The 25,392-nt window shown below is 50.9% G+C and carries 25 protein-coding genes, 1 pseudogene and 1 other annotated feature; of the genes and pseudogenes, 15 read left to right on the forward strand and 11 right to left on the reverse strand.

What is annotated here, in order from left to right; translation table 11 throughout:
- Window positions 1-15: 15 nt before the first annotated feature.
- Together gndA and ugd are read left to right on the forward strand one after the other, a co-directional pair.
- Entirely contained in the window at window positions 16-1,422 is a 1,407-nt protein-coding gene (gene gndA / locus QMN38_RS00600; RefSeq protein ID WP_040231903.1) for an NADP-dependent phosphogluconate dehydrogenase, read from the forward strand.
- 234 nt (window positions 1,423-1,656) lie between these two features.
- Entirely contained in the window at window positions 1,657-2,823 is a 1,167-nt protein-coding gene (ugd, locus tag QMN38_RS00605; protein ID WP_323604233.1) for a UDP-glucose 6-dehydrogenase, read from the forward strand.
- A 46-nt stretch (window positions 2,824-2,869) separates the two neighbouring features.
- On the opposite strand, the gene hisIE is transcribed toward ugd, so the two are convergent.
- From hisIE to hisL, 9 genes are all read right to left on the reverse strand, one after another.
- The gene (gene hisIE / locus QMN38_RS00610) at window positions 2,870-3,481 is read right to left on the reverse strand and encodes a bifunctional phosphoribosyl-AMP cyclohydrolase/phosphoribosyl-ATP diphosphatase HisIE (RefSeq protein WP_271455549.1); all 612 of its coding nucleotides are present in this window, start codon (window positions 3,479-3,481) and stop codon (window positions 2,870-2,872) included.
- Window positions 3,475-4,251: an imidazole glycerol phosphate synthase subunit HisF gene (gene hisF, locus QMN38_RS00615; protein ID WP_271455550.1), complete on the reverse strand. Its 777-nt coding sequence runs from the start codon at window positions 4,249-4,251 to the stop codon at window positions 3,475-3,477. Before hisF ends, hisIE begins: the two co-directional genes overlap by 7 nt.
- Window positions 4,233-4,970 (reverse strand): 1-(5-phosphoribosyl)-5-[(5-phosphoribosylamino)methylideneamino]imidazole-4-carboxamide isomerase, encoded by a 738-nt coding sequence (gene hisA / locus QMN38_RS00620; RefSeq protein ID WP_323604234.1) that lies wholly within the window; start codon window positions 4,968-4,970, stop codon window positions 4,233-4,235. Before hisA ends, hisF begins: the two co-directional genes overlap by 19 nt.
- Window positions 4,970-5,560: an imidazole glycerol phosphate synthase subunit HisH gene (gene hisH / locus QMN38_RS00625; protein WP_323604235.1), complete on the reverse strand. Its 591-nt coding sequence runs from the start codon at window positions 5,558-5,560 to the stop codon at window positions 4,970-4,972. The genes hisA and hisH overlap by 1 nt, the downstream gene beginning before the upstream one ends.
- A complete protein-coding gene (gene hisB, locus QMN38_RS00630; RefSeq protein ID WP_101741454.1) occupies window positions 5,560-6,627 on the reverse strand; it encodes a bifunctional histidinol-phosphatase/imidazoleglycerol-phosphate dehydratase HisB in 1,068 nt (355 codons plus the stop codon). The genes hisH and hisB overlap by 1 nt, the downstream gene beginning before the upstream one ends.
- Window positions 6,624-7,703 carry a histidinol-phosphate transaminase gene (gene hisC, locus QMN38_RS00635; RefSeq protein ID WP_323604236.1) on the reverse strand — a complete coding sequence of 360 codons (1,080 nt, stop codon included), beginning with the start codon at window positions 7,701-7,703 and terminating at the stop codon, window positions 6,624-6,626. The genes hisB and hisC overlap by 4 nt, the downstream gene beginning before the upstream one ends.
- Window positions 7,700-9,004 (reverse strand): histidinol dehydrogenase, encoded by a 1,305-nt coding sequence (gene hisD, locus QMN38_RS00640; RefSeq protein WP_323604237.1) that lies wholly within the window; start codon window positions 9,002-9,004, stop codon window positions 7,700-7,702. Before hisD ends, hisC begins: the two co-directional genes overlap by 4 nt.
- Window positions 9,005-9,102: 98 nt before the next feature.
- Window positions 9,103-10,002 carry an ATP phosphoribosyltransferase gene (gene hisG / locus QMN38_RS00645; RefSeq protein ID WP_202038942.1) on the reverse strand — a complete coding sequence of 300 codons (900 nt, stop codon included), beginning with the start codon at window positions 10,000-10,002 and terminating at the stop codon, window positions 9,103-9,105.
- 46 nt (window positions 10,003-10,048) lie between these two features.
- Window positions 10,049-10,171, reverse strand: a sequence feature (His leader region).
- Window positions 10,147-10,194, reverse strand: coding sequence for a his operon leader peptide (gene hisL, locus QMN38_RS00650; protein WP_101741515.1), 48 nt, complete (start codon window positions 10,192-10,194; stop codon window positions 10,147-10,149). Its footprint overlaps the feature before it by 25 nt.
- 174 nt (window positions 10,195-10,368) lie before the next feature.
- Here hisL and QMN38_RS00655 point away from each other — a divergent pair, with 174 nt between their 5' ends.
- The 6 genes and pseudogenes from QMN38_RS00655 to tsuB all read left to right on the forward strand — a co-directional run bounded on the left by QMN38_RS00655 (window position 10,369) and on the right by tsuB (window position 15,275).
- Window positions 10,369-11,193, forward strand: coding sequence for an SDR family oxidoreductase (locus QMN38_RS00655; protein WP_271448984.1), 825 nt, complete (start codon window positions 10,369-10,371; stop codon window positions 11,191-11,193).
- 41 nt (window positions 11,194-11,234) lie between these two features.
- Window positions 11,235-12,219: pseudogene (locus QMN38_RS00660) on the forward strand (LysR substrate-binding domain-containing protein).
- Window positions 12,220-12,381: 162 nt separating this feature from the next.
- Window positions 12,382-12,444: a membrane protein YoeI gene (gene yoeI / locus QMN38_RS26930; protein ID WP_101741514.1), complete on the forward strand. Its 63-nt coding sequence runs from the start codon at window positions 12,382-12,384 to the stop codon at window positions 12,442-12,444.
- Window positions 12,434-13,795, forward strand: coding sequence for a putrescine/proton symporter PlaP (plaP, locus tag QMN38_RS00665; RefSeq protein WP_048218046.1), 1,362 nt, complete (start codon window positions 12,434-12,436; stop codon window positions 13,793-13,795). The genes yoeI and plaP overlap by 11 nt, the downstream gene beginning before the upstream one ends.
- Before the next feature lie 177 nt (window positions 13,796-13,972).
- Window positions 13,973-15,031 (forward strand): thiosulfate utilization transporter TsuA/YeeE, encoded by a 1,059-nt coding sequence (gene tsuA, locus QMN38_RS00670; RefSeq protein WP_323604238.1) that lies wholly within the window; start codon window positions 13,973-13,975, stop codon window positions 15,029-15,031.
- 16 nt (window positions 15,032-15,047) lie between these two features.
- Window positions 15,048-15,275: a thiosulfate utilization sulfurtransferase TsuB/YeeD gene (gene tsuB / locus QMN38_RS00675; protein ID WP_137383002.1), complete on the forward strand. Its 228-nt coding sequence runs from the start codon at window positions 15,048-15,050 to the stop codon at window positions 15,273-15,275.
- Between the two features lie 39 nt (window positions 15,276-15,314).
- Here the strand turns inward: tsuB and sbcB are convergent, their stop codons facing one another.
- A complete protein-coding gene (gene sbcB / locus QMN38_RS00680) occupies window positions 15,315-16,739 on the reverse strand; it encodes an exodeoxyribonuclease I (RefSeq protein WP_323604239.1) in 1,425 nt (474 codons plus the stop codon).
- Window positions 16,740-17,136: 397 nt separating this feature from the next.
- On the opposite strand from sbcB, the gene phsA reads away from it, so the two are divergent.
- From phsA to QMN38_RS00715, 7 genes are all read left to right on the forward strand, one after another.
- The gene (phsA, locus tag QMN38_RS00685) at window positions 17,137-19,410 is read left to right on the forward strand and encodes a thiosulfate reductase PhsA (protein ID WP_323604240.1); all 2,274 of its coding nucleotides are present in this window, start codon (window positions 17,137-17,139) and stop codon (window positions 19,408-19,410) included.
- Window positions 19,411-19,424: 14 nt separating this feature from the next.
- Window positions 19,425-20,003 (forward strand): thiosulfate reductase electron transport protein PhsB, encoded by a 579-nt coding sequence (gene phsB, locus QMN38_RS00690; RefSeq protein WP_323604241.1) that lies wholly within the window; start codon window positions 19,425-19,427, stop codon window positions 20,001-20,003.
- Window positions 20,000-20,767 carry a thiosulfate reductase cytochrome B subunit gene (phsC, locus tag QMN38_RS00695; RefSeq protein WP_323604242.1) on the forward strand — a complete coding sequence of 256 codons (768 nt, stop codon included), beginning with the start codon at window positions 20,000-20,002 and terminating at the stop codon, window positions 20,765-20,767. Before phsB ends, phsC begins: the two co-directional genes overlap by 4 nt.
- 151 nt (window positions 20,768-20,918) lie before the next feature.
- Window positions 20,919-22,091, forward strand: coding sequence for a serine-type D-Ala-D-Ala carboxypeptidase DacD (dacD, locus tag QMN38_RS00700; RefSeq protein ID WP_323604243.1), 1,173 nt, complete (start codon window positions 20,919-20,921; stop codon window positions 22,089-22,091).
- Between the two features lie 124 nt (window positions 22,092-22,215).
- Window positions 22,216-22,683 (forward strand): DNA gyrase inhibitor SbmC, encoded by a 468-nt coding sequence (gene sbmC / locus QMN38_RS00705; RefSeq protein ID WP_005128054.1) that lies wholly within the window; start codon window positions 22,216-22,218, stop codon window positions 22,681-22,683.
- A gap of 107 nt (window positions 22,684-22,790) precedes the next feature.
- Entirely contained in the window at window positions 22,791-23,849 is a 1,059-nt protein-coding gene (locus QMN38_RS00710; protein WP_137382382.1) for an FUSC family protein, read from the forward strand.
- 238 nt (window positions 23,850-24,087) lie between these two features.
- On the forward strand, window positions 24,088-24,423 hold the full coding sequence (locus QMN38_RS00715; protein WP_005128046.1) for a DUF496 family protein: 336 nt from the start codon (window positions 24,088-24,090) through the stop codon (window positions 24,421-24,423).
- A 37-nt stretch (window positions 24,424-24,460) separates the two neighbouring features.
- On the opposite strand, the gene QMN38_RS00720 is transcribed toward QMN38_RS00715, so the two are convergent.
- A complete protein-coding gene (locus QMN38_RS00720; protein ID WP_271448978.1) occupies window positions 24,461-25,327 on the reverse strand; it encodes an L-threonine kinase in 867 nt (288 codons plus the stop codon).
- Window positions 25,328-25,392 lie beyond the last annotated feature (65 nt).

Genomic DNA, 25,392 nt, shown 5'->3' on the forward strand with positions numbered 1-25,392 from the left:
ACCCAGGAGTACATAATGTCTAAGCAACAAATCGGCGTCGTTGGTATGGCTGTGATGGGGCGCAACCTGGCGCTCAACATCGAAAGCCGTGGTTACACCGTGTCCGTTTTCAACCGCTCACGTGAAAAGACGGAAGAGGTTATCGCCGAGAATCCGGGGAAAAAACTGGTTCCTTACTATACGGTAAAAGAGTTTGTTGAATCCCTTGAAACACCTCGTCGTATCCTGTTAATGGTGAAAGCGGGTGCTGGCACTGATGCTGCTATCGACTCCCTGAAACCTTATCTGGATAAAGGTGACATCATCATTGATGGCGGTAATACGTTCTTCCAGGACACTATCCGTCGTAACCGTGAGCTCTCCGCTGAAGGTTTTAACTTTATCGGAACTGGCGTATCTGGTGGTGAAGAAGGTGCGCTGAAAGGCCCATCCATCATGCCGGGTGGCCAGAAAGAAGCTTATGAACTGGTCGCGCCAATCCTGACCAAAATCGCAGCGGTTGCGGAAGATGGTGAGCCGTGTGTGACGTATATTGGTGCCGACGGTGCAGGCCACTACGTGAAGATGGTGCACAACGGCATTGAATACGGTGACATGCAGCTGATTGCCGAAGCCTATTCATTGTTGAAAGGTGGTCTGAACCTGAGCAACGAAGAACTGGCCAGCACCTTTACCGAGTGGAATAACGGTGAGCTGAGCAGCTATCTGATCGACATCACCAAAGATATCTTCACCAAAAAAGATGAAGATGGTAAATATTTGGTGGATTTCATTCTGGATGAAGCGGCAAACAAAGGTACCGGTAAATGGACCAGCCAAAGCTCTCTGGATCTTGGTGAACCGCTGTCTCTGATCACTGAATCTGTGTTTGCGCGTTACATCTCTTCGCTGAAAGATCAGCGTGTCGCTGCCTCTAAAGTCCTGTCTGGGCCTAAAGCTCAGCTTGCGGGTGATAAGGCAGAATTTATTGAGAAAGTACGTCGTGCACTGTACCTCGGTAAGATCGTTTCTTATGCTCAGGGCTTCTCACAACTGCGTGCCGCGTCCGACGAGCATAACTGGGATCTGAATTACGGCGAGATTGCAAAAATCTTCCGTGCGGGCTGTATTATTCGCGCGCAGTTCCTGCAGAAAATCACCGATGCCTACGCTAAAAATCCGGGTATCGCGAACCTGCTGCTCGACCCGTACTTCAAGAACATTGCCGATGAATACCAACAGGCACTGCGTGATGTCGTAGCGTATGCCGTGCAGAATGGTATCCCGGTTCCGACATTCTCTGCTGCTGTTGCTTATTACGACAGCTATCGTGCAGAAGTATTGCCCGCTAACCTGATTCAGGCACAGCGTGATTACTTCGGTGCGCATACTTACAAACGTACTGATAAAGAAGGTGTTTTCCATACCGAATGGATGGAATAAGTCTTCTGATAGTCACTGGCCCGGTTCTCTAACCGGGCTTTTTTTATCTTAAATCTGATTGATTTACGTTGATTGCTTAATCTTTACTTAATATTTCTGGCGTACCCTGATCAAGAAAATCTGAATTGTTTTAACCTTCGTTGACACAATATTCGACAAAACGTTAAAACATTATTCTCTTATCAGGATGTACGACATCATGATTAAATATTAAGTTAATACTGAGAGCATGAAATGAAAATTACCATTTCTGGTACCGGATATGTTGGCCTGTCAAATGGTCTTCTTATCGCCCAACATCATCAGGTCATTGCTCTGGACATTGTCCCTTCACGTGTCGAGATGCTAAATAATCGGATATCTCCAATAGTCGATAAAGAAATTGAACAGTATCTACAATCAAGTGAGATAAATTTCAACGCCACGCTGGACAAGTACGACGCCTACCAGAATGCAGATTTTGTTATTATCGCAACGCCGACAGATTACGACCCGAAAACAAACTATTTTGATACCTCCAGCGTTGAATCAGTTATCAGCGATGTGATTGCAATAAATCCTGATGCGCTCATGGTGATTAAATCAACGGTGCCAGTCGGTTTTACTCAGACTATGCGACAGAAGTTTAACTCGGATAATATTATCTTTTCTCCTGAGTTCCTGCGCGAAGGAAAGGCACTGTATGATAACTTATACCCATCACGAATTGTCATCGGCGAACGGTCTGCTCGTGCTGAACGTTTTGCTGCCTTGTTACAGGAAGGGGCAATAAAGCAGGATATCTCGGTGCTGTTCACCGATTCTACTGAAGCTGAAGCCATTAAGCTTTTTGCAAATACCTATCTGGCAATGCGGGTTGCCTATTTTAATGAGCTTGATAGCTATGCCGAAAGCCTGGGGCTTAATGCACGACAGATCATCGAAGGTGTTTGTCTGGATCCGCGCATTGGGAACCATTACAACAACCCTTCATTCGGTTATGGTGGATACTGTCTGCCAAAAGACACGAAGCAATTACTCGCCAACTATCAATCTGTACCTAATAATATTATTTCAGCCATCGTTGATGCTAACCGTACACGAAAAGATTTTATTGCTGATGCTATTCTTTCGCGTAAACCCAAAGTTGTCGGTATCTATCGCCTGATTATGAAAAGCGGCTCGGATAATTTTAGAGCCTCGTCTATTCAGGGCATCATGAAACGCATTAAAGCGAAAGGTATCCCGGTCATAATTTATGAGCCGGTAATGGCCGAAGAGAGTTTTTTCCATTCACGGGTTGAACGTGATTTGGCTAAATTCAAAAGTGAGGCCGATGTTATTATCTCAAATCGGATGGCTGAAGAACTGTTGGATGTCGCTGATAAAGTGTATACCCGCGATTTATTCGGTAACGATTAAAGGTCCTGCAAAATAAAGATACCGGCATGATGCCGGTATCAGTCTATTATTGATGGCGTTTGCGTAAATTCTCAATCACCGTCGTTAGATCGAGATCTTGGTCCTGCAGCAGAACCAGCAGGTGATACATCAGGTCCGATGCCTCATTGGTCAACTCGAAACGATCATGCACGGTCGCGGCCAGTGCTGTCTCAACACCTTCCTCTCCAACTTTCTGGGCAATTCGCTTCGTACCGCTGGCGTACAATTTTGCGGTATAGGAGCTGGCGGGATCTGCCGTTTTGCGCTCAGCCAGGAGTTGCTCCAGTTGATACAGGAACAACCATTGGTGGCTGGAATCACCAAAACAGCTGCTGGTGCCTTTGTGACAGGTTGGCCCAATCGGGTTAACCAGCGCCAGCAGGGTGTCGTTGTCGCAATCAGCGGAAATGCTGACGACATTAAGAAAATTGCCAGAGGTTTCACCTTTGGTCCACAGGCGCTGTTTAGTACGCGAGAAAAAGGTTACTTTCCCGCTTTCGATCGTTTTATCCAGCGCTTCCGGGTTCATATACCCGAGCATCAACACTTCACCGGAAACCGCATGTTGTACGACGACCGGCATCATTCCATCGGTTTTTTCCCAGTCCAGCTCGCGGCATTGTTGCTTCGTTAACATATCCTGATCTCCACGCCCTGTGTTGCCAGGTACGCTTTTAATTCGCCAATATTGATAATTTGCTTATGGAAAACGGAGGCGGCAAGCGCACCATCGACATCTGCATCCCTGAAGGCATCAAGGAAGTGCTCCATCGTTCCTGCACCGCCAGAAGCGATCAGTGGAACATGGCAAACTTCGCGCACTTTTTTCAATTGCTCAAGATCGTAGCCGTTACGCACACCGTCCTGGTTCATCATATTAAGAACGATTTCACCCGCGCCAAGTTTTTGCACCTCTTTTACCCAGTCGATCGTTTCCCACTGTGTAACGCGCGTACGGTTTTCATCTCCGGTGTACTGATTGACGTGATACTTCCCGGTTTGTGCATCATGCCAGGTGTCGATACCTACCACGATGCACTGCACACCAAAGCGATCCGCCAGGCGGGTGATCAACGTTGGGTCAGCCAGAGCAGGGGAGTTGATAGAAATTTTATCTGCGCCGAAAGACAGTATCTTTGCGGCATCCTCGGGTGATTTAATTCCACCGGCGACACAGAACGGAATGTCGATCACTTCTGCCACGCGTGATACCCAGCTTTTGTCCACCACGCGACCATCGCTCGATGCGGTGATATCGTAAAAAACCAGCTCATCTGCGCCTTCATCGGCATAGCGTTTTGCCAGAGGAACGATATCGCCAATAATCTCGTGATTGCGGAACTGAACCCCTTTGACAACCTGCCCGTCACGAACATCAAGGCAAGGGATTATGCGTTTTGCCAGCATTGGATGGCCTCCTCAACGGTGAATTTACCTTCCAGCAAAGCACGACCCACAATGACGCCACCAACGCCGGTTCCGCGCAGGGCGGCGACATCTTCAATCCCACCAATCCCGCCGGATGACTGAAATGCCACCTGGGGGTATTTCGCACACACTTCTTCGTACAGTGCAACGTTTGAGCCAGCCAGCGTGCCGTCGCGGGAGATATCGGTGCACAGCACGTGCTTCAGACCGACGGGTAAATAGGCCTCAACCAGCTCTTCCAGTGAAACGCCGGAGTCTTCCTGCCAGCCGCTGACCGCAACCTGTTTATTCCCGTGCTCGTCAATCCGCACATCCAGCGCCAGCACCAGCGCGTCAGCGCCGAAACGCGTGAACCAGGTTTTAACACGTTCGGGCGATTTTACCGCCGTCGAGCCGACAACCACACGTGCAACGCCCGCATCCAGCAGCGTGGCGACGTCTTCTTCAGTACGTACGCCGCCCCCTACCTGCACCGGTACGTTTACGCCAGCCACCAGTGTTTTAATCAGCGGTATTTGCCGTTTCTGCGGATCTTTTGCACCGGTCAGGTCCACCAGGTGCAGCACCTTTGCGCCTTGTGCGGCATAGCTTTGTAAACGGGGCAGGGGATCGTTACCGTAATCACGCTGCGTTGCGTAATCGCCCTGATGAAGACGCACAACCGTGCCGTCGATTAAATCTAATGCCGGAATTATCATTACATCTCCAGAAAGTTTTTCAGCAACTTCGCGCCAGTGGCACCTGAACGCTCCGGGTGGAACTGCACGCCAAAGAAATTATCCTTTTGTACCGCTGCGGTGAAGGGCTCACCGTAGTTGCATTGCGCAATAGTCCATGGGTTCACCGGCATGGCGTAGCTGTGTACAAAATAGAAATACGCCCCATCCTCAATGCCCTGGAAAAGGCGGTTTCCGGCCTGTGGATAGACACGGTTCCAGCCCATATGCGGCAACGGCAGACCAAAATCGGTCATTTTGGGTACGTCTTGATCAATAATCCCCAGCAGGGAGACACCGTTGCTTTCTTCACTGCGCCGACCAAGCAGCTGCATACCTAAGCAAATCCCCAGTACAGGTTGTGTGCAGGCTTTAATCAGTTCAATCAGCTCACGCTCGTGTAGCTGATTCATTGCCGCCTGTGCGGTACCCACACCAGGCAGAAACAGTTTATCGGCACGCAGCACAACATCCGCATCGCGGCTAACCACCGGGTCATAGCCGTGGCGTGCGACGGCAGATTTCACCGAGTTCAGATTGGCACAGCCGGTGTCGAGGATCACCACGTTCATCACAGCACCCCTTTTGAAGAAGGAAGCGTGTCGCCTTCTACGCGAATAGCCTGGCGCAGCGTGCGGCCAAAGGCTTTGAACAGACTTTCCACGCGGTGGTGGTCATTTTTACCTTTGGTTTTAAGGTGTAACGTGACCCCCATGGTGTAAGAGAGCGAACGGAAGAAGTGTTCGATCATCTCCGTACTCAGATCGCCGACGCGCTGATAGGTAAACTCAGCCCGGTACTCCAGGTGTGGACGCCCGGAGATATCCAGGGCGCAGCGTGCGAGGCACTCGTCCATCGGCAGCACAAAACCAAAACGGTTGATGCCTCGTTTATCGCCCAACGCCAGTTTTAAGGCTTCGCCCAGAGCCAGCCCGGTATCCTCAACGGTGTGGTGATCGTCAATATACAGATCGCCTTTGACGGCTATCTCCATGCGAAAACCACCGTGGGTCGAGATTTGATCCAGCATGTGGTCAAAGAAGCCGACGCCGGTATTAATTTTGCTGCGGCCTTCGCGGTCCAGCCAGACTTTAACGTCAATCTGCGTTTCTTTTGTATTACGCTCAACGTGGGCGTAACGATCCCGTTTGGTTAGCTGCTCACCGATCATTGCCCAGTTGAGCGTGTCGCGGTGATAGCGTAACCCGGTGATACCCATGTTTTCCGCCAACTGAATGTCGGTTGCGCGATCGCCGATTACGTAGCTGTTCGCGGTATCCAGCGCCTGTTCAATCAAGTATTGTTCGACCAACTTCACTTTGGGTTTACGACAATCACACGCGTCTGCCGGCAGGTGCGGACAGATCAGTACTTCATCAAAAATGACGCCCTGCGAGGTGAAAATTTGCATCATCAGGTTGTGCGGACCGTCAAAATCCGCCTGCGGGAAGCTTTGTGTTCCCAGTCCATCCTGGTTGGTGATCATCACCAGCTTAAAACCTGCTTTTTGCAGTTTTAGCAAGACCGGGACAACCTCCGGCTCAAAGGCAAGCTTGTCAAAGCGATCAACCTGAAAGTCACTGGGCGGCTCGGAAATCAGGGTTCCATCACGGTCAATAAAAAGATACTTCTGGCTCATACTTGCTCCGCACGTAAGGCGTCAATGACGCGCTGGCTCTCTTCACGGGTTCCGACAGTAATACGCAGGCAGCCGCTCAATGAAGGTTGTTTGTTCTGGTCTCGTAAGATAATGCCCTGATCCCACAAAGATTTAAATACGCTACTTGATGCTGTGAAGCGCGCCAGAACATAGTTGGTTTCAGAGTCGAAAACCTGTTCTACACAGCGGAGGGTTTTCAGGCTATCAACCAGGTACTGACGCTCTTGTAGAATCTGCGCCACGCGCTCGCGCATCGCGGAAATGCCTTGCGGCGTTAGTGCCTGAGCAGCGATATCTGCCACCGGTGTAGAGAGCGGGTAAGGCGCGATCACTTTCAACAACAGGTTGATAACGTCTTCATTAGCTAGCGTAAATCCGCAGCGCAAACCGGCAAGGGCAAACGCCTTAGACAGGGTGCGCAGTACCACCAGGTTTGGGTATTCCGATAGCCAGCCTGCCAGTGTGGCCTGCGGGCAAAACTCGATATACGCTTCATCGGCGACCACGATGGCTTTGCCCTGCGTCATGTCGAGCAGTGAACGCAGATCCTGCGGGTTAATTAACTGACCCGTCGGGTTATTGGGACTGCATACGTAAACCACTTTCACGCCATCAAGCTTGTCAGCGATACCCTGTAAATCCAGTTGCCAGTCAGCAAGAGTCGGTACGGTACGACATTCAACGCCAATGGTTTCAGCACTGACGCTATACATGCCATAGGTCGGCGGGCAGTAGAGAATCGCATCTTTACCCGGCTCGCAAAAAGCACGGACCAGCAACTCGATACCTTCATCAGCACCACGGCTGACCAATACCTGCTCTGGCTTAACGCCCGCATACTGCGCGTAGTTCTCGATCACTGCCTTCGGCTGACACTCCGGATAACGGTTCAGTGTTTGCTGAGTCAGCTGGAACTCAACGGCGGTGGGGAACTCATTGGCATTGAGCCAGACGTCGCCATTTCCGCCCAGACGGCGGGCAGATTGATACGGTGTTAGCTCACGGACATTTTTACGGGCTAAATCAGTAACGCTGAGAATGTTGTCAGTGCTCATGCTTGCTCCTTCAGGGCGTTAACGCGCAGGGTAACGGCATTTTTGTGGGCAGTCAGTCGTTCAGCGGCGGCCAGCGTTTCGATGGTTGCGGCCAGGGCAGAGAAACCTTGCGGCGATAATTCCTGTACGGTCATCCGCTTCTGGAAATCGGCCAGTCCAAGACTTGAGCAGGTTGCGGTATAGCCGTAGGTAGGTAGCACGTGGTTAGTCCCAGAGGCATAGTCACCGGCAGATTCCGGTGACCAGTCACCGAGAAAGACAGAGCCCGCACTGGTGATGTCATCGACCAGTTCGCGAGCATTGCGGGTCTGAATGATCAAGTGCTCCGGGCCGTACGCATTAGAAATCGCTACGCATTGCGCAAGGGAGCGGGTGACAATCAGACGGCTGGCACTTAACGCCTGCCGTGCGGTTTCAGCGCGTGGCAGCGCGGCAAGTTGGCGTTCTACTGCTTCAGCAACCTGGCTGGCCATACCGGCATCCGGCGTCAACAGGATCACTTGAGAATCGGGGCCGTGTTCGGCCTGAGAGAGTAAGTCAGAGGCAACGAAATCCGGCGTGGCGCCGCTGTCGGCAATCACCAGCACTTCAGACGGGCCTGCTGGCATATCGATGGCAGCACCGTCCAGACGCTGACTAACCTGACGCTTGGCTTCGGTCACAAACGCATTACCGGGGCCGAAAATTTTGTCCACTTTCGGCACGGATTCGCTGCCAAATGCCAGCGCGGCTATCGCTTGTGCGCCCCCAACGTTAAACACGTCCTGTACGCCGCAGAGCTGTGCGGCATACAGAATTTCATCGGCGATAGGTGGCGGAGAGCACAGCACCACTTTTTTACAGCCTGCAATGCGGGCCGGGGTGGCGAGCATTAACACCGTTGAGAAGAGCGGCGCGGAGCCCCCGGGAATGTACAGTCCAACAGAATTTACCGGGCGGGTAACCTGTTGGCAGCGTACACCAGGCTGCGTTTCAATATCGACGACCGGTAGTTGTTGCGCGTTATGAAACGTCTCGATGTTTTTCACGGCGACAGCCATGGCCTGTTTAAGGTCATTGCCAAGACGTGCGCCGGCGGCGGCGATCTCTTCGGCACTGACTTTCAGCGCATTCACGTTAGTTTTATCAAACTTTGCGCTGTATTCACGTAGTGCTGCGTCACCGCGCGACTTTACGTTATACAGAATTTCGCTCACGGTACGGGTGATGCTCTCTGACGCCGAGATTGCCGGGCGCATCAGTAATTCACTTTGCTGCTCTTCAGTACAGCTATTCCAGTCGATGATGGTATTAAAGCTCATAATCGTCTTCCTTTTTTTGCCGGATGGCACGTTGTTTATCCGGCCTACGGGTCTTGTAGGCCCGGTAAGCGAAGCGCCACCGGGCAGCATAAGTGGAATTACTCCATCATCTTCTCAATAGGCAGCACCAGGATGGAACTGGCACCAAGCGCTTTCAGTTTTTCCATCGTTTCCCAGAACAGGGTTTCGCTGCTAACCATGTGCATTGCCACGCGCTGCTGATCGCCGGCCAGTGGCAAAATCGTTGGGCGTTCAGCGCCTGGCAGCAAGGCGATAACGTCGTCCAGACGTTCACTTGGCGCGTGCATCATGATGTATTTAGATTCGCGAGCCTGAATAACCCCCTGAATACGGGTCAGCAGCTTATCAATTAGTTGTTGTTTAGCTGCCGGCATTTCTCCGTCACGCTGAATCAGGCAGGCTTTGGAACGGTAAATGACTTCCACTTCACGCAGGCCGTTGGCTTCAAGCGTTGCACCGGTGGAGACCAGATCGCAGATTGCATCTGCAAGTCCCGCACGGGGAGCAACTTCGACAGACCCATTTAACAAACAAGATTTGAACGAAACCCCTTTCTGGTCGAGATAGCGTTTGAGCAGGTGCGGATAAGAGGTGGCGATACGTTTGCCGTTCAGTGCAGACGGACCGTCCCAGGCTTCGTCAACCGGGGTCGCCAGCGAAAGACGACAGCCGCCGAAGTCCAGACGACGTAACGTAAAGTAACGAGGATCTTCACCCTGTGCCCGGCGATTGAGCAGTTCTTCTTCCAGCACGTTTTCACCGATGATGCCGAGATCAACGACGCCATCCATGACCAGACCCGGGATATCGTCATCGCGTACGCGGAGAATATCGATAGGCATATTCTCTGCCATCGCAATCAGGCGCTGGGTGTGAAGATTAATTTTAATGCCACAGCGGGCCAGCAATTCGCGTGAGTCATCGCTTAAACGGCCTGATTTCTGCATAGCTATGCGTAAGCGGGTGTTGTCTAACATTCTTTATTCCTCGTTATCCTGTCTGAATCGGTTTGGGTCACGCACAAAAAAAAAGCCCCCGGAAGAAATCTTCCGGGGGCTTTCTCATACGCTCATGCACCGCTGGAAGATTTAAATGTCTCCCAGCACACATCGCCTGAAAGACTAGTCAGGATGATGGTGATGATGGTGATTAAATTGAGCGCGTGTCATAAATTTTCTCGATGAATGCTTATTCATTTGATGTCTTTTAACCTAAACCACTTTAGCCACGGAAAGCAAGGGCTTTTTTTGATCATTAATTCATTTCATATTGATACTATGAATTGTCAGCCACCGTGGGCTGGCGTAGCCTTGGGTTATAGGCCAAAAGTCAGGAGAAAAGGCATGAAAAAGGTCGCAATTGTCGGATTAGGTTGGTTAGGCATGCCGTTAGCCATGTCTCTGGCGGCCAGGGGTTGGCAGGTAACCGGCAGCAAAACCACATTGGATGGGGTGGAAGCGGCCCGAATGAGCGGTATTGAAAGCTACTCGCTGCGCCTGGAGCCTGAACTGGTCTGTGAACCTGACGATCTCGATGCGCTAATGGATGCGGATGCGCTGGTCATCACCCTGCCTGCACGCCGTAGTGGCCCGGGTGAGACGTTTTATTTACAGGCAATGCAGGAACTGGTCGACAGTGCGCTGGCGTATCGCATTCCACGGATTATTTTTACCAGCTCTACCTCGGTTTATGGTGATGTGCAGGGGACAGTGAAAGAGGGCACACCACGCAATCCGGTCACGGCAAGTGGTCGAGTCCTGAAAGAACTCGAAGACTGGCTGCACAATCTGCCGGGAACGTCGGTGGATATTCTGCGCCTGGCAGGCCTGGTGGGACCGGGCAGACATCCCGGTCGCTTTTTTGCGGGTAAAACTGCACCTGATGGGCAGCATGGCGTCAATCTGGTGCATCTGGATGACGTGGTTTCTGCTATCACGTTGCTGCTACAAGCGCCTAAAGGGGGACACATCTATAATATATGTGCGCCTATGCATCCGGCGCGCAATGTGTTCTACCCTCAGATGGCTCGTCTGTTGGGGATGGAACCACCGGATTTCCGGGACGGAGCGGATAACGGTAAAGGTAAAGTCATTGATGGCAACCGAATTTGTAATGAGCTTGGGTTTGAGTACCAGTATCCCGATCCGCTGGTGATGCCGATGGAGTGACAGATCAGCAGAGTGTCGCTGTATACCGCCAGGGGGCGAGTATGAAACCACTGCTGGATGTTCTGATTATTCTTGATGCGTTAGAGAAAGAGGGGAGTTTCGCTGCGGCGTCAGCAAAATTGTTTAAGACGCCGTCAGCGCTGAGTTATACCGTCCACAAACTGGAAAGCGATCTTAATATTCAGTTGTTGGATCGCAGTGGGCACCGGGCCAAATTTACTCGTACCGGACAAATGCTGCTGGAAAAGGGACGCGAGGTACTACATACCGTGCGCGAACTCGAAAAGCAGGCCATCAAACTGCATGAAGGCTGGGAGAATGAACTGGTTATCGGCGTAGACGATACCTTTCCCTTTTCGCTTCTTGCCCCGCTCATCGAATCTTTCTATCAACACCACAGCGTAACGCGTCTTAAATTTATCAATGGCGTACTGGGCGGCTCCTGGGATGCCCTGATTCAGGGCCGGGCTGATATCATTGTGGGTGCCATGCGTGATCCACCAACAGCGAGTGACTTTGGTTTTGCGCGCCTGGGTGTGCTTGAACAGGCTTTTGTTGTTGCTCCCCATCATCCATTGGCGCAGGAGCCGGAACCGTTGAGTCGCCGGACGATCAAACGTTTTCGCGCCATTGTGGTCGGCGATAATGCGCATCCCGCGAACGTATCGGCTTCTCAGCTTCTCGACGATCAGGAAGCCATCACCGTTTTTGACTTCAAAACCAAACTGGAACTGCAGATAAGTGGTCTGGGATGTGGTTATATTCCGCGCTATCTGGCACAACGATTTCTGGATAGCGGGGCACTGATTGAGAAGAAAGTTGTCGCGCAAATTCTGTTTGAACCCGTGTGGATTGGCTGGAACGAGCAGACCGCGGGATTAGCCAGTGCATGGTGGCGGGATGAAATTTTAGCAAATAGTGCTATCGCGGGTGTCTATGTAAAAACGGTTGTCGATAAATCAATCGGTTAGGAAAAAATATTTTTTGACAAGGCTCTCATTCTCTTGTCATTTCGCCCTAATTTAGTGCACAATGCGCCGCTTGCAAAAAATGAGATTAACCGACGTTTTAATACGCGTCGGTTATTTTTTTGCATCAAACCAATCATTCATAAAAGAGGCCGGGCTTCGTACCGGATAGATACTTACTTAAAAATCGACAGTTGTTGTCGCTGAGGATTAACAAAAAATGGGGCAATTTTTTGCTTACGCGACGGTTTCCGCCGTAATGGAGGATAACCATGTCGCATAACGCTACTCCAAACACCTCTCGCGTGGAATTACGTAAAACGCTTACGCTGGTTCCGGTTGTCATGATGGGCCTTGCCTATATGCAGCCGATGACGCTGTTCGATACATTCGGTATCGTATCAGGAATGACCGATGGTCACGTCCCGACAGCTTACGCCTTTGCACTGATCGCCATCCTTTTTACCGCACTGAGCTACGGTAAACTGGTGCGTCGCTATCCGTCTGCAGGCTCTGCCTACACTTACGCCCAGAAATCCATTAGCCCGACCGTTGGCTTTATGGTGGGTTGGTCATCACTGCTGGACTACCTGTTCGCACCGATGATCAACATTCTGTTGGCGAAAATCTATTTTGAAGCCCTGGTGCCGTCGATACCGTCATGGATGTTCGTGGTAGCACTGGTGGCCTTTATGACTGCTTTTAACCTGCGCAGCCTCAAATCTGTCGCGAACTTCAACACCGTGATCGTGCTGTTGCAGGTCGTGTTGATTGCGGTGATCCTCGGCATGGTCGTTTATGGCGTGTTCGAAGGGGAAGGTGCGGGTACGCTGGTGAGCAGCCGTCCGTTCTGGTCAGGTGACGCGCACGTGATTCCAATGATCACGGGTGCTACTATCCTGTGCTTCTCGTTCACCGGTTTCGACGGTATCAGCAACCTCTCTGAAGAGACCAAGGATGCTGAGCGTGTGATCCCGCGTGCAATTTTCCTGACCGCACTGATTGGTGGCCTGATCTTTATTGTTTCTACCTATCTGTTGCAGCTGTACTTCCCGGATATCTCTCGCTTCAAGGATCCGGATGCTTCACAGCCTGAAATCATGCTGTACGTAGCCGGTAAGTTCTTCCAGGTCGGCGCGCTGATTTTCTCCACCATTACCGTATTGGCATCCGGGATGGCGGCGCATGCAGGCGTAGCGCGTCTGATGTACGTGATGGGGCGTGACGGTGTATTCCCGAAAAGTTTCTTCGGTTATGTACACCCTAAATGGCGTACTCCATCCATGAACATCATCCTGGTTGGCGCGATTGCCCTGCTGGCAATCAACTTCGACCTGGTAATGGCGACGGCGCTGATTAACTTTGGTGCGCTGGTGGCGTTTACCTTCGTTAACCTGTCGGTAATCTCCCAGTTCTGGATCCGTGAGAAGCGTAACAAGACGCTGAAAGACCACTTCCAGTATCTGTTCCTGCCGATGTGCGGTGCGCTGACCGTGGGTGCACTGTGGGTGAACCTGGAAGAGAGCTCTATGGTTCTGGGGCTGATCTGGGCTGGTATTGGCCTGATCTACCTGGCTTGTGTGACCAAGAGTTTCCGCAACCCGGTACCGCAGTACGATGAAGATATCGCGTAATCACCTAATCTGATATCGAAAAAACCGGAGACATGTTCTCCGGTTTTTTTATTCCTGTGCTTTATTTCCAGCCAGTATTAATAACTGTTAGTTCTAAATTAGAGAATTTGGTTATTGGTTCTGAACCAGTTAGTCATGAATAATTTCCTGACTAATATACTTCTGGCTAATTAATTTATGTTTTCAATGATCTTAAGCGGGCTCATCTGTGGCGCGCTGCTTGGCTTTGTCATGCAACGTGGGCGATTCTGTCTGACGGGCGGCTTTCGCGATATGTATATTGCGAAAAACAATCGTATGTTCTATGCGCTACTGATAGCCATTTCTGTGCAAAGCGTGGGTGTCTTTGCGCTGATCCAGGCGGGTGTACTCAGCTATGATGCCGGCACCTTCCCATGGCTGGGAACCGTTGTTGGTGGCTATGTCTTTGGTATCGGAATTGTTTATGCGGGCGGGTGTGCTACTGGAACCTGGTATCGTGCAGGAGAAGGGCTTATCGGTAGCTGGATTGCGCTGTTTACCTATATGGTGATGAGTGCGGTGATGCGCTCTACGCATGCGAGTGGGCTGAATCAGGCGCTGAAAACCTACAGTACTGAGCATAACTCCATTGCCGATACGTTGAACCTGTCCGTATGGCCACTGATCGCTATTCTGCTGGCGGTTACATTGTGGGTGGTGGCGAAAGAGCTGAGAAAACCAAAATTGAAAGTCGCTACGCTACCGCCTCGTCGTACCGGCCTTGCGCATATTTTGTTTGAGAAGCGCTGGCATCCATTTGTTACTGCGGTTCTGATCGGGCTGATTGCGCTGTTGGCATGGCCGCTGAGCGAAGCAACCGGACGAATGTTTGGCCTGGGTATCACGTCACCAACCGCCAATATTTTGCAATTCCTTGTCGCAGGCGACAGTAAGTTTATTAACTGGGGAGTGTTCCTGGTGCTGGGCATTTTTCTCGGCTCATTTATTGCAGCGAAATCCAGTCGCGAATTTCGCGTTCGTGCGGCCGACGCACCCACCACGCTGCGTAGCGGTTTTGGCGGTCTGTTAATGGGCTTTGGTGCCAGCATCGCGGGGGGCTGTTCGATTGGCAACGGTCTGGTTATGACGGCGATGATGACCTGGCAGGGATGGGTTGGCCTGGTCTTTATGATTCTCGGCGTCTGGACTGCGTCATGGATTGTGTATATCAGACCGCAGCGTAAGGCAAAACTAACCGCTGCTGCGGCAAATTAAGCGTAAGGATTTGATGATGGCAATTAAAAAACTGGATGTGGTCACGCAGGTTTGTCCGTTTCCACTGATTGAAGCAAAAGCGGCACTGGCAGAAATGGCAAGTGGTGATGAACTGGTGATCGAGTTTGACTGTACCCAGGCAACTGAGGCAATCCCGCAATGGGCCGCCGAAGAGGGGCACGTGATTACTGATTATCAACAGGTGGGTGACGCCGCCTGGAGCATTACGGTGCAGAAAGCGTAAACACGATCCCTCCGCCGTCTGGCGGAGGGCATTTCATCTTCAGACTATCTCTTGTGCATACTGCCAGAGCGATTTCAGTAGCATCAGCTTCTCTTTGTTGTCAGCGTATTGCTGACTCAACATCTGCAATTCATTCGCGTAATTTTGCAAAAACTCCGGTGTGAATACCTGACGACGATGATCCAGCCAGCGTTGCTGCTCCCCCTCATCCAGTGTTCCGGGGAAATTGCGTGCGCGATAATTAAACAGCAGTTTTTCAATGCGCTTATCGACGAAAGTGATGTCCAGCGCGGGTAAATTGCGAGGTTCGGTTTCCAGAACGATCTTCATTGCGGCACGGTCAGCATCGCTGAAAAAACCGTTGTATAACTGCGCATCTACGTTGTCCGATGGCGCAAAGGGTTCTGCTTCGGCAAAAATAGCCACCACTTTATCGCGTACCTGTGGGTTTTCACGCAGGACTTTAAGATTATCCAGACAATGCTGGCGGTTAATACCGAGACGTTCGGCATCTTCCGGACGTAATGTATTAGCCTGTGCCAGAACCGGGCATTTGTTGATATGCACCAGTTTAATCGGCACCGCGGCGTTATCTCCCAGATCGGCTTTGGCGGTGTAAAGACGCTCGCGCAGGGTGTCGCTATCCAGTTCAAGCAAGGGAGAAATATCACCGGCTAAGTCGACCATAATAACTGCATTACGATTATCCGGGTGCCAGGCGAGCGGGGCAACCCAACTGGTGTTACCTCGCCATGCACCGAACATCCCAGATACATGCACTAAGGGCTTCATTTGCGGGACATCAATCAACGCAGCCAGCTTGTGTTTATTGCGGTGACTGTAGAGATAGTCAAACAGACGAGGTTGACGTGACTTTACGAGTTGCGCCATGGCAATCGTGGCATACACGTCTGCCATCGCATCGTGGGCATTAGCATGCTCAATTCCGTTGGCGCGGGTCAGATGCTCAAGGCGAAAACTGGGTAGCCCGTCGTCGTTTTCTGGCCAGTTGATCCCTTCCGGTCGTAGCGCATAGCAGGCGCGCATCACATCCAGCAAATCCCAGCGAGAATTGTCGTTCTGCCAGCTCCAGGCGTAGGGATCATAAAAATTGCGATACAGGATATTACGTGTCACTTCATCATCGAAGCGCACATTGTTATAGCCGAGGATACACGTTTTCGGCACGGTAAACAGCGCATGGATGCGGGCAGCAAATGCGGCTTCGTTCTCACCCTTATCACGTGCTTCTTGCGGCGTAATACCGGTTATCAGCACCGCTTCAGGTTGTGGCAGATAGTCGTCGGCGGGCTTGCAGTAAAAGACTTCGGGATCGCCAATGATATTGAAATCGCTATCTGTGCGGATGGCCGCAAACTGCGCGGGTCTGTCCAGTGCCGGATGGGTACCAAAGGTCTCGTAATCGTGGAAGAGAAAACCAGGTTGCTGCTTGCCGTCATTCATTGTTCAGTTATGTCCGGGATCAATTTAGCGCTCATCTAAGAATACCAAAAAATAGCGCGGTAATCAGCAATGGGATTATCAATGCTCGGCGATGGCCGCAATAAAATTGAGATAAACGTGATTAAAATAAAACGAATTAATAGGTTTGGGATTTTAAGGATATTTCATGAAATAAAGTTACGTTATCGTGAGAGTTTATAAATAAGCTAACTGATAACTATTATTATTATTTTTGCGTTTGTTAGTGTGTTCTGGAAACTTTAAAACTCTTTTATAAACAATGGGTTTTATTCTTGCTGGTTAACGTGGTTTTATTGTAATGAAATGTGAGTGAGGTTAAAAATTAATAATTTAAAGGCCATATAATTATTGGATATATCTAATAACAGGAGGTTATATGAGCATTAGTCGGCGTAATTTTTTGCGAGGCGTGGGTATTGGCTGCTCGGCCTGTGCAATAGGAAGTTTCCCACCTGGCGCACTGGCGCGAAATTCGCCAGCGAGTATTAAAGGGAAAACATCCCTGACGCCAAGTCTGTGTGAAATGTGTTCCTTTCGCTGTCCAATTCAGGCTCAGGTGATTAATAATAAAACAGTTTTTATCCAGGGAAACCCTAATGCCCCTCAGCAAGGCACGCGCGTTTGTGCTCGCGGGGGCAGCGGCGTTAGCCTGGTAAACGACCCGCACCGGATTGTGAAACCGATGAAACGCACCGGGCCGCGTGGCAGTGGCGAATGGCAGGTCATTAGCTGGCAACAGGCGTATCAAGAAATTGCCGAAAAGATGACGGCAATAAAAAATCAATACGGGCCGCAGGGCGTTGTCTTCTCCTCTAAATCCGGTTCGCTTTCCAGCCATTTATTTCATTTGGCGACGGCTTTTGGCTCACCAAATACCTTCACGCACGCTTCAACTTGTCCAGCAGGTAAAGCCATAGCCGCCAAAGTAATGATGGGCGGGGATTTAGCAATGGATATCGCCAATACCCGCTATATGGTCTCTTTTGGACATAACCTCTATGAAGGAATTGAGGTTGCCGATACTCATGAACTGATGACCGCACAAGAGAAGGGCGCGAAGATGGTCAGCTTCGACCCCCGACTGTCGGTATTTTCCAGTAAGGCGGATGAATGGCATGCGATTAAACCGGGGGGAGACTTACCGGTGCTGATGGCGATGTGCCACGTCATGATTACTGAAAAATTGTATGACGCGGGATTCGTTGAACGCTATACAACAGGTTTTGACCAACTGGCAGAGGCGGTACAAGAGGCCACGCCGGAATGGGCACAAAAGTTGGCCGACGTGCCTGCAGATGTTATTACCCGGGTGACTCGTGAAATGGCGGCCTGCGCACCCCATGCTATTGTCAGTCCTGGTCACCGTGCGACTTTTTCGCAGGAAGAGATCGACATGCGGCGCATGATTTTCACCCTCAACGTGCTGCTGGGAAATATTGAGCGCGAAGGCGGCATGTACCAGAAAAAAGCCGCTGCAACCTACAATAAGCTGGCGGGAGAGAAGGTGGCTCCGGTGCTGGCGAAACCGGATGCCAAACTCCCTAAGCCAACGGCGCAGCGTATTGACCTGGTCGCGCCACAATTCAAATACATCGCTGCGGGTGGTGGGGTGGTGCAGAGCATTATCGATGCTGTGTTAAACCAGACGCCTTATCCGGTGAAAGGATGGATTATGTCCCGGCATAACCCTTTTCAAACTGTGACCTGTCGGCCGGATCTGGTCAAAACCGTTGAGCAGTTGGATCTGGTGGTAAGCTGCGATGTCTATTTAAGCGAAAGCGCGGCCTATGCCGATTACTTGCTACCTGAATGCACCTACCTCGAACGCGATGAAGAAGTCTCTGATATGTCGGGGCTGAATCCGGCCTATGCGCTGCGCCAGCAGGTTGTCGAGCCTATTGGTGATGCGCGCCCAAGCTGGCAAATCTGGAAAGAGCTGGGCGAGCAACTGGGTCTTGGGCAGTACTATCCGTGGCAAGATATGCAAGTACGCCAGCTGTATCAGCTCAATGGTGACCATGCGTTATCTGCTGAACTGCGCCAGAAAGGGTATCGGGAGTGGGGCGTTCCACTGTTGCTGCGCGAACCTGAATCGGTACGCCAGTTTACTGCGCAGTATCCGGGAGCAGTGGCCGTTGACAATGACGGTACGTATGGCGAACAACTGCGCTTCAAATCCCCATCCGGAAAAATCGAACTTTATTCTGAAGAACTGGAAACACTCCTGCCGGGCTATGGTATTCCTCGTGCACGCAATTTTGCGCTCAAGGCCGACAATGAACTCTATTTCATTCAAGGCAAAGTCGCGGTTCACACCAATGGCGCGACGCAATATGTTCCATTACTCAGCGAGCTGATGTGGGATAACGCGGTGTGGATCCACCCGAAAACGGCTGGAGAAAAAGGGATTAAAAGCGGCGATGACATCTGGCTTGAAAATGCGACGGGTAAGGAGAAAGGCAAAGCGCTGGTCACTGCTGGTATTCGACCCGATACGCTGTTCGTCTATATGGGATTCGGCGCCAAGGCCGGCGCAAAAACCGCAGCGACAACGCATGGGATCCACTGTGGCAACTTGCTTCCACATGTGACCAGTCCGGTATCCGGCACGGTGGTCCACACCGCTGGCGTTACGCTTCGTCGGGCATGAGAAAGGAGAACATCATGAATCAGTCAACAAATCCGTATGTCATGCTGCATGACGAGAAACGCTGTATTGGTTGTCAGGCGTGCACGGTTGCCTGCAAAGTCCTGAATGACGTGCCAGAAGGTTTTAGCCGGCTGCAGGTGCAGATCCGCTCACCGGAAAATGAACCTGAGGTGCTGTCTCACTTCCAGTTTGTCCGCGTCTCCTGCCAGCACTGCGAAGATGCGCCTTGTGTCAGCGTCTGTCCGACTGGCGCTTCGCTTCGGGACGAAAACGGCATTGTGCAGGTGGACAAGTCCCGCTGTATTGGCTGTGATTATTGCGTTGCCGCCTGTCCGTTCCATGTGCGCTATCTGAACCCACAAACAGGAATTGCAGATAAATGTAACTTTTGCGCAGACACCCGTCTGGACGCTGGACAATCGCCTGCCTGTGTTTCCGTATGCCCTACGGATGCGCTGAAGTTTGGTCGCCGTGATGACCCTGAAATTCAGCACTGGATTCATCAAAAAGAGGTTTACCGTCAGCAGGATACGCGTAGCGGTGCGGTGAGTATTTTCCGGCGTAAAGAGATTCATCAGGAGGGAAAAGTATGAATTCTATCTGGGGAGCAGAGCTTAACTATGCGCCAGACTACTGGCCGCTGTGGCTCATTTATTCAGGCGTAGTCATTCTGTTGATGATTGCCGGTCTGGTGGTACATGCACTGCTGCGTCGAATGCTGGCACCTAAAACGGCTGCTGGAGAAGAGCACCGTGACTATCTCTACTCATTGGCTGTCCGCCGTTGGCACTGGGGAAATGCGCTGCTTTTTATCCTGCTTCTGCTCAGCGGTTTGTTCGGCCATTTTTCTATCGGACCGGTAGCGCTGATGGTGCAGGTGCACACCTGGTGTGGATTCGCATTACTGGCTTTCTGGATTGGCTTCGTCATGATCAATGCCACCAGCGGCAACGGTTGCCACTATCGTGTGCAATTCAGCGGGCTGATAAAGCGTTGTCTGCTGCAAACGCGTTTTTATCTGTATGGGATAATGAAAGGTGAGGCACATCCGTTTGCGGCAACAGCGGAGAATAAATTTAACCCCCTGCAACAGTTAGCCTATCTGGCCATCATGTATGCGTTGGTTCCGCTGTTAATCATTACCGGGTTGCTCTGTCTTTACCCGCAGATTATCGGCGCCGGGCCGGTGGTACTGGTGCTGCATATGGTGTTGGCGATTGTTGGCATTCTGTTCATTTGTGCACATATTTACCTGTGTACATTGGGTGATACGCCGGGGCAAATCTTTCGCAGCATGATTGACGGCTATCACCGTCATCGCAGCCATCATGCAGAAACAGCATCACATAAAGGCTAATTCTGCGCGTATTTTGCAGGGGAAGCCCGTCTGATATTCTTTCTTTAACAGCAAGAAAATGTGCCTTATGTCACATTTTCTTGCAATTTATCCATGTTTGTTCGGCAGAACTTCCGTAAAAAGAACGGCTATTTCTCCTGCTTATGAGGACATGCTGTTGAAACGCCGTTTGTTTATTGCCGCTTCGCTATTCGCGATTAGTTTTTCGTCCGCTTATGCGACTGATGCCGCCAGTTTTGCACCCCGGCCTCCTGCCATCAATGCTGGCGCGTGGGTGCTTATGGACTACACCACGGGCCAAATCCTGACCGCCGGTAATGAACACCAGCAACGCAACCCCGCCAGCCTGACCAAGTTAATGACCGGCTATGTTGTCGATCGTGCGATTGATAGCCATCGCATTAGCCCAACGGATATCGTCACTGTCGGGCGTGACGCATGGGCGAAAGATAATCCGGTGTTTGTCGGCTCATCATTAATGTTCCTGAAAGAAGGCGATCGCGTTTCGGTACGTGATTTAAGTCGCGGCTTGATTGTTGATTCCGGCAATGACGCATGCGTCGCGCTGGCTGATTACATCGCGGGTGGACAGCCACAGTTTGTTGCGATGATGAACAGTTACGTTGAGAAGCTGAAGCTTAAAGATACACATTTCGAAACGGTGCATGGGCTGGACGCGCCAGGCCAGCATAGCTCGGCCTACGATCTGGCCGTGTTGTCCCGGGCGATTATTCACGGGGAACCTGAGTTCTACCACATGTACAGTGAGAAGAGTCTTACCTGGAACGGTATCACGCAGCAAAACCGTAACGGACTGCTGTGGGATAAAACGATGAACATCGATGGCCTGAAGACCGGGCACACATCCGGGGCAGGATTTAACCTGATTGCCTCCGCAGTTGATGGACAGCGTCGCCTGATTGCCGTGGTGATGGGAGCCGAGAGCGCGAAAGGACGCGAGGATCAGGCACGCAAACTGCTGCAGTGGGGGCAACAAAATTTTGATACGGTGCAGGTGTTGCGTAGCGGTAAGCAAGTCGGCGTCGAACGAATCTGGTATGGCGATAAAGAAAACATTAGCCTCGGCACCGAGCAGGATTTCTGGATGGCACTGCCTAAGGTTGAAGTCCAGAATATCAAAGCAAAATATGTTCTTGATAAGAAAGAACTGGTAGCGCCTATTGCCGCGCATCAACGCGTGGGGGAAATTGAACTCTATGACAGGGATAAGCTGGTGGCGCATTGGCCACTGGTCACCCTTGAATCGATCAGTAAAGGCGGCGTATTTTCGCGTCTGAGCGATTACTTCCACCATAAGGTGTAATTTTTCACCCATGCTACTGACTGGCAAGAGTGCGAAACTGCTCACATAATAATCACTATTTCCTTGTGGCCGTAATACACAAAAATTACACTGTATATAAATACAGTGTAATGACGGAGGTTATATGGAGTACGAGATAAAGCAGGTCGATAAACGCAGGATTGCCGGTTTTCACATGGTTGGACCGTGGGAGCAAACGGTAAAGCAGGGTTTTGAGCAGTTAGTCATGTGGGTGGATGACAAGCAGATAGTGCCGCTGGAATGGATCGCCGTTTATTACGACAACCCGGATGTTGTGCCTGCTGACAAACTGCGCTGCGATACTGTGGTTTCCGTCGCAGAGAATTTCGAGATCCCAGAGAACAGCGAAGGAGTGATACTGACTGAACTGGCCGGTGGTGAGTATGCTATTGCTGTTGCTCGTGTTGAAAATCATGACTTTGCGACGCCATGGTATCAATTTTTTAATCTTCTGCTGCAGGACGCAACATACCAGATAGCAGCCAAACCCTGTTTTGAGATTTATATGAATAATGGCATGGAAGACGGTTACTGGGACATCGAAATGTATGTGCCAGTACAGCCGAAGTAGCTGTTTTTTGCGTAAATCAGGGTGAAAGTCCTGCTGATAACGGTGATGTTTTCACTAAAAAAGCAGGTACAATTCTGTTCTTTGCTATTCCCTGACGGAGTGGATGAGTGCGTGCCGATAAGTCGCTGAGTCCTTTTGAAATTCGTTTGTATCGTCATTATCGCGTGGTGCACGGTATTCGCATTGCGCTGGCGTTTCTTCTTACTTTTCTGTTGGTTCGCCTGCTGGATATTCCTGAAGGTACATGGCCTCTGATCACGCTGGTGGTGATTATGGGGCCCATTTCATTCTGGGGTAACGTCGTCCCAAGAGCGCTTGAACGCATTGGCGGGACGATTCTGGGCTCAGTACTTGGGCTGGTTGCTCTGCGTCTCGAACTCCTGTCACTTCCGCTTATGCTGATATGGTGCGCAGTGGCGATGTTTCTCTGCGGCTGGCTGGCATTAGGTAAAAAACCCTATCAGGCATTGCTGATTGGCATAACGCTTGCCGTCGTCGTCGGGGCTCCCGCGGGTGACATGAATACAGCGTTGTGGCGCGGTGGCGACGTGATTCTGGGATCGTTACTGGCGATGCTGTTTACCGGCATCTGGCCGCAGCGGGCATTTATTCACTGGCGTATTCAACTTGCGCATTGTGTCACGGGTTATAACCGGGTATATCAGGCTGCGTTGTCACCTAACTTGCTCGAACAGCCCCGACTGGAGAAGCATTTACAACAACTACTGAGTGACGTTGTCAAAATGCGCGGACTAATTGTTCCCGCCAGTAAAGAGACCCACATCCAAAAATCAATCTTTGAAGCTATTCAGACGGTTAACCGCAACCTGGTGTGCATGCTTGAGCTGCAGATCAACGCGCTGTGGGCAACACGTACCAGTCACTTTGTGATGCTGAACGCGCATACCCTACGTGAAACTCAGCTCAGAACGCAACAGGCGTTACTCACGATCACTCATGCGCTATATGAAGGTAATCCACAGCCGATACTTGCCAATACGGAAAAACTCAACGACACCGTGGAGGAGTTACGCCAACTCATCGCTGAGCATAAAGGCGATAATGTTGCTGAAACACCTATTCACGGCTATGTCTGGTTGAATATGGAGATGGCGCGACAACTGGAATTGCTCTCACATTTAATTTGTCGCGCGCTGCGCAAATAAAGAGCAGATGAGGGGATTGGTTCTACTGCTGCTTCGATTCAGCAAAGATTAAGGGTATGATATTGAAAAAGGCTAAAACCATTGGTAACTACAATGGCTTTACCCTCGATAATTCAGGTTTCAGCCATGCATTATCAATGCAGATGCAACTTGAAGTATGGCGGGCATGAAAGTAATGTTGACCCACTTTAGCCGTTGTTTTAACGAATCCGAATCTCACATTATCAGGGGTGTAAAAATGGAAACTACCAAGCCTTCTTTCCAGGACGTGCTGGAATTTGTTCGTCTGTTCCGTCGTAAAAACAAACTGCAACGTGAAATCCAGGACGTTGAGAAAAAGATCCGTGACAACCAGAAACGCGTCCTGCTGCTGGACAACCTGAGCGACTACATCAAGCCGGGCATGAGCGTTGATGCTATCCAGGGTATCATCGCCAGCATGAAAAGCGACTATGAAGATCGTGTAGATGATTACATCATCAAAAATGCAGAGATCTCTAAAGAGCGTCGTGATATCTCTAAAAAGCTGAAAGCCATGGGTGAAGTGAAAAACGGCGAAGCGAAAGCAGAGTAACGTTTTATGACAGTAGGGGCGCTGCTAAGCGGTGCCCCTACTGTAGTTTTACCCCGCCAGTTACCATCCGCAGTAAATGCTGCTCAGGCCAGTGAGTTGTCAGTTTTTTCTGTGCCAGCATCCATTTGATGTAATCAACATCATGACGTTTTCTGTCCAGCATCAGGCCCACCACGCTGCCGCTGTGCGCAACATTCACCCCGTATAAATCACATTCTTCTACCAGCGCCAATAGCGAATCGAAATCTGGTTTTGGCAACAACATTTGGCTGGCGATTGCGCTAAGCGTGGCCGCCTCTCCCATTCGATAGGGATTTTGACTAATACAGGCTTCCTGTACTTTTTCCCATGCGCGTTTAAGCGCGGGAGCACCTGCCTGTAACCCGGGCTGGCGCGGAATGCGGTGATAATCTGCGGTACGTAGTGTTTCCGGGCTTTCCAGAACCAACAGGTCAAGCTGGGGCTGCGCTTCACAGGGAATTTGCGTAGAGGCGTCGTTATGATCGAAAAGGGTTAACTGACGGAAAACGGTGCTGTCGGTAGGTTCAAGAGAAACGCAAAGCTGCGCCAGTGTAGGTTCATCTAGCTGATGACCCAGAAAATGAGCGGTGGCAAGCGCGGTGGCGGCAATATCCGCGGTGCTACTGGCCATTCCTTTCGCAATGGGAATCGTTGACTGGATATCTATTCGAATATCCTGACTGATATGCGCCGGGTAGTGCCAGTGCTGCAATAACCGGTCAACCATCGCTCGCGACAGTGGCCGTTCATCCACCTGTGGTGAACCAGAGCTGACCTCGACGGTGCTATACCATTCAACCGGGCAGGAGACTAGTTTCTCACTGCCCAGAATCCAGCCCTGGATAAGTTCTCCGCACGATGCGGGACATTGCGCAACAGCCACGTCTTCACCTTTGTGATCAGCAATCCTCGGCGCATAGTGTCATGGCGATCGCGCTATTACCATGA

This window comes from Citrobacter sp. R-1.5.2, from assembly GCF_035064245.1.
Classification (GTDB): Bacteria; Pseudomonadota; Gammaproteobacteria; order Enterobacterales; family Enterobacteriaceae; genus Citrobacter.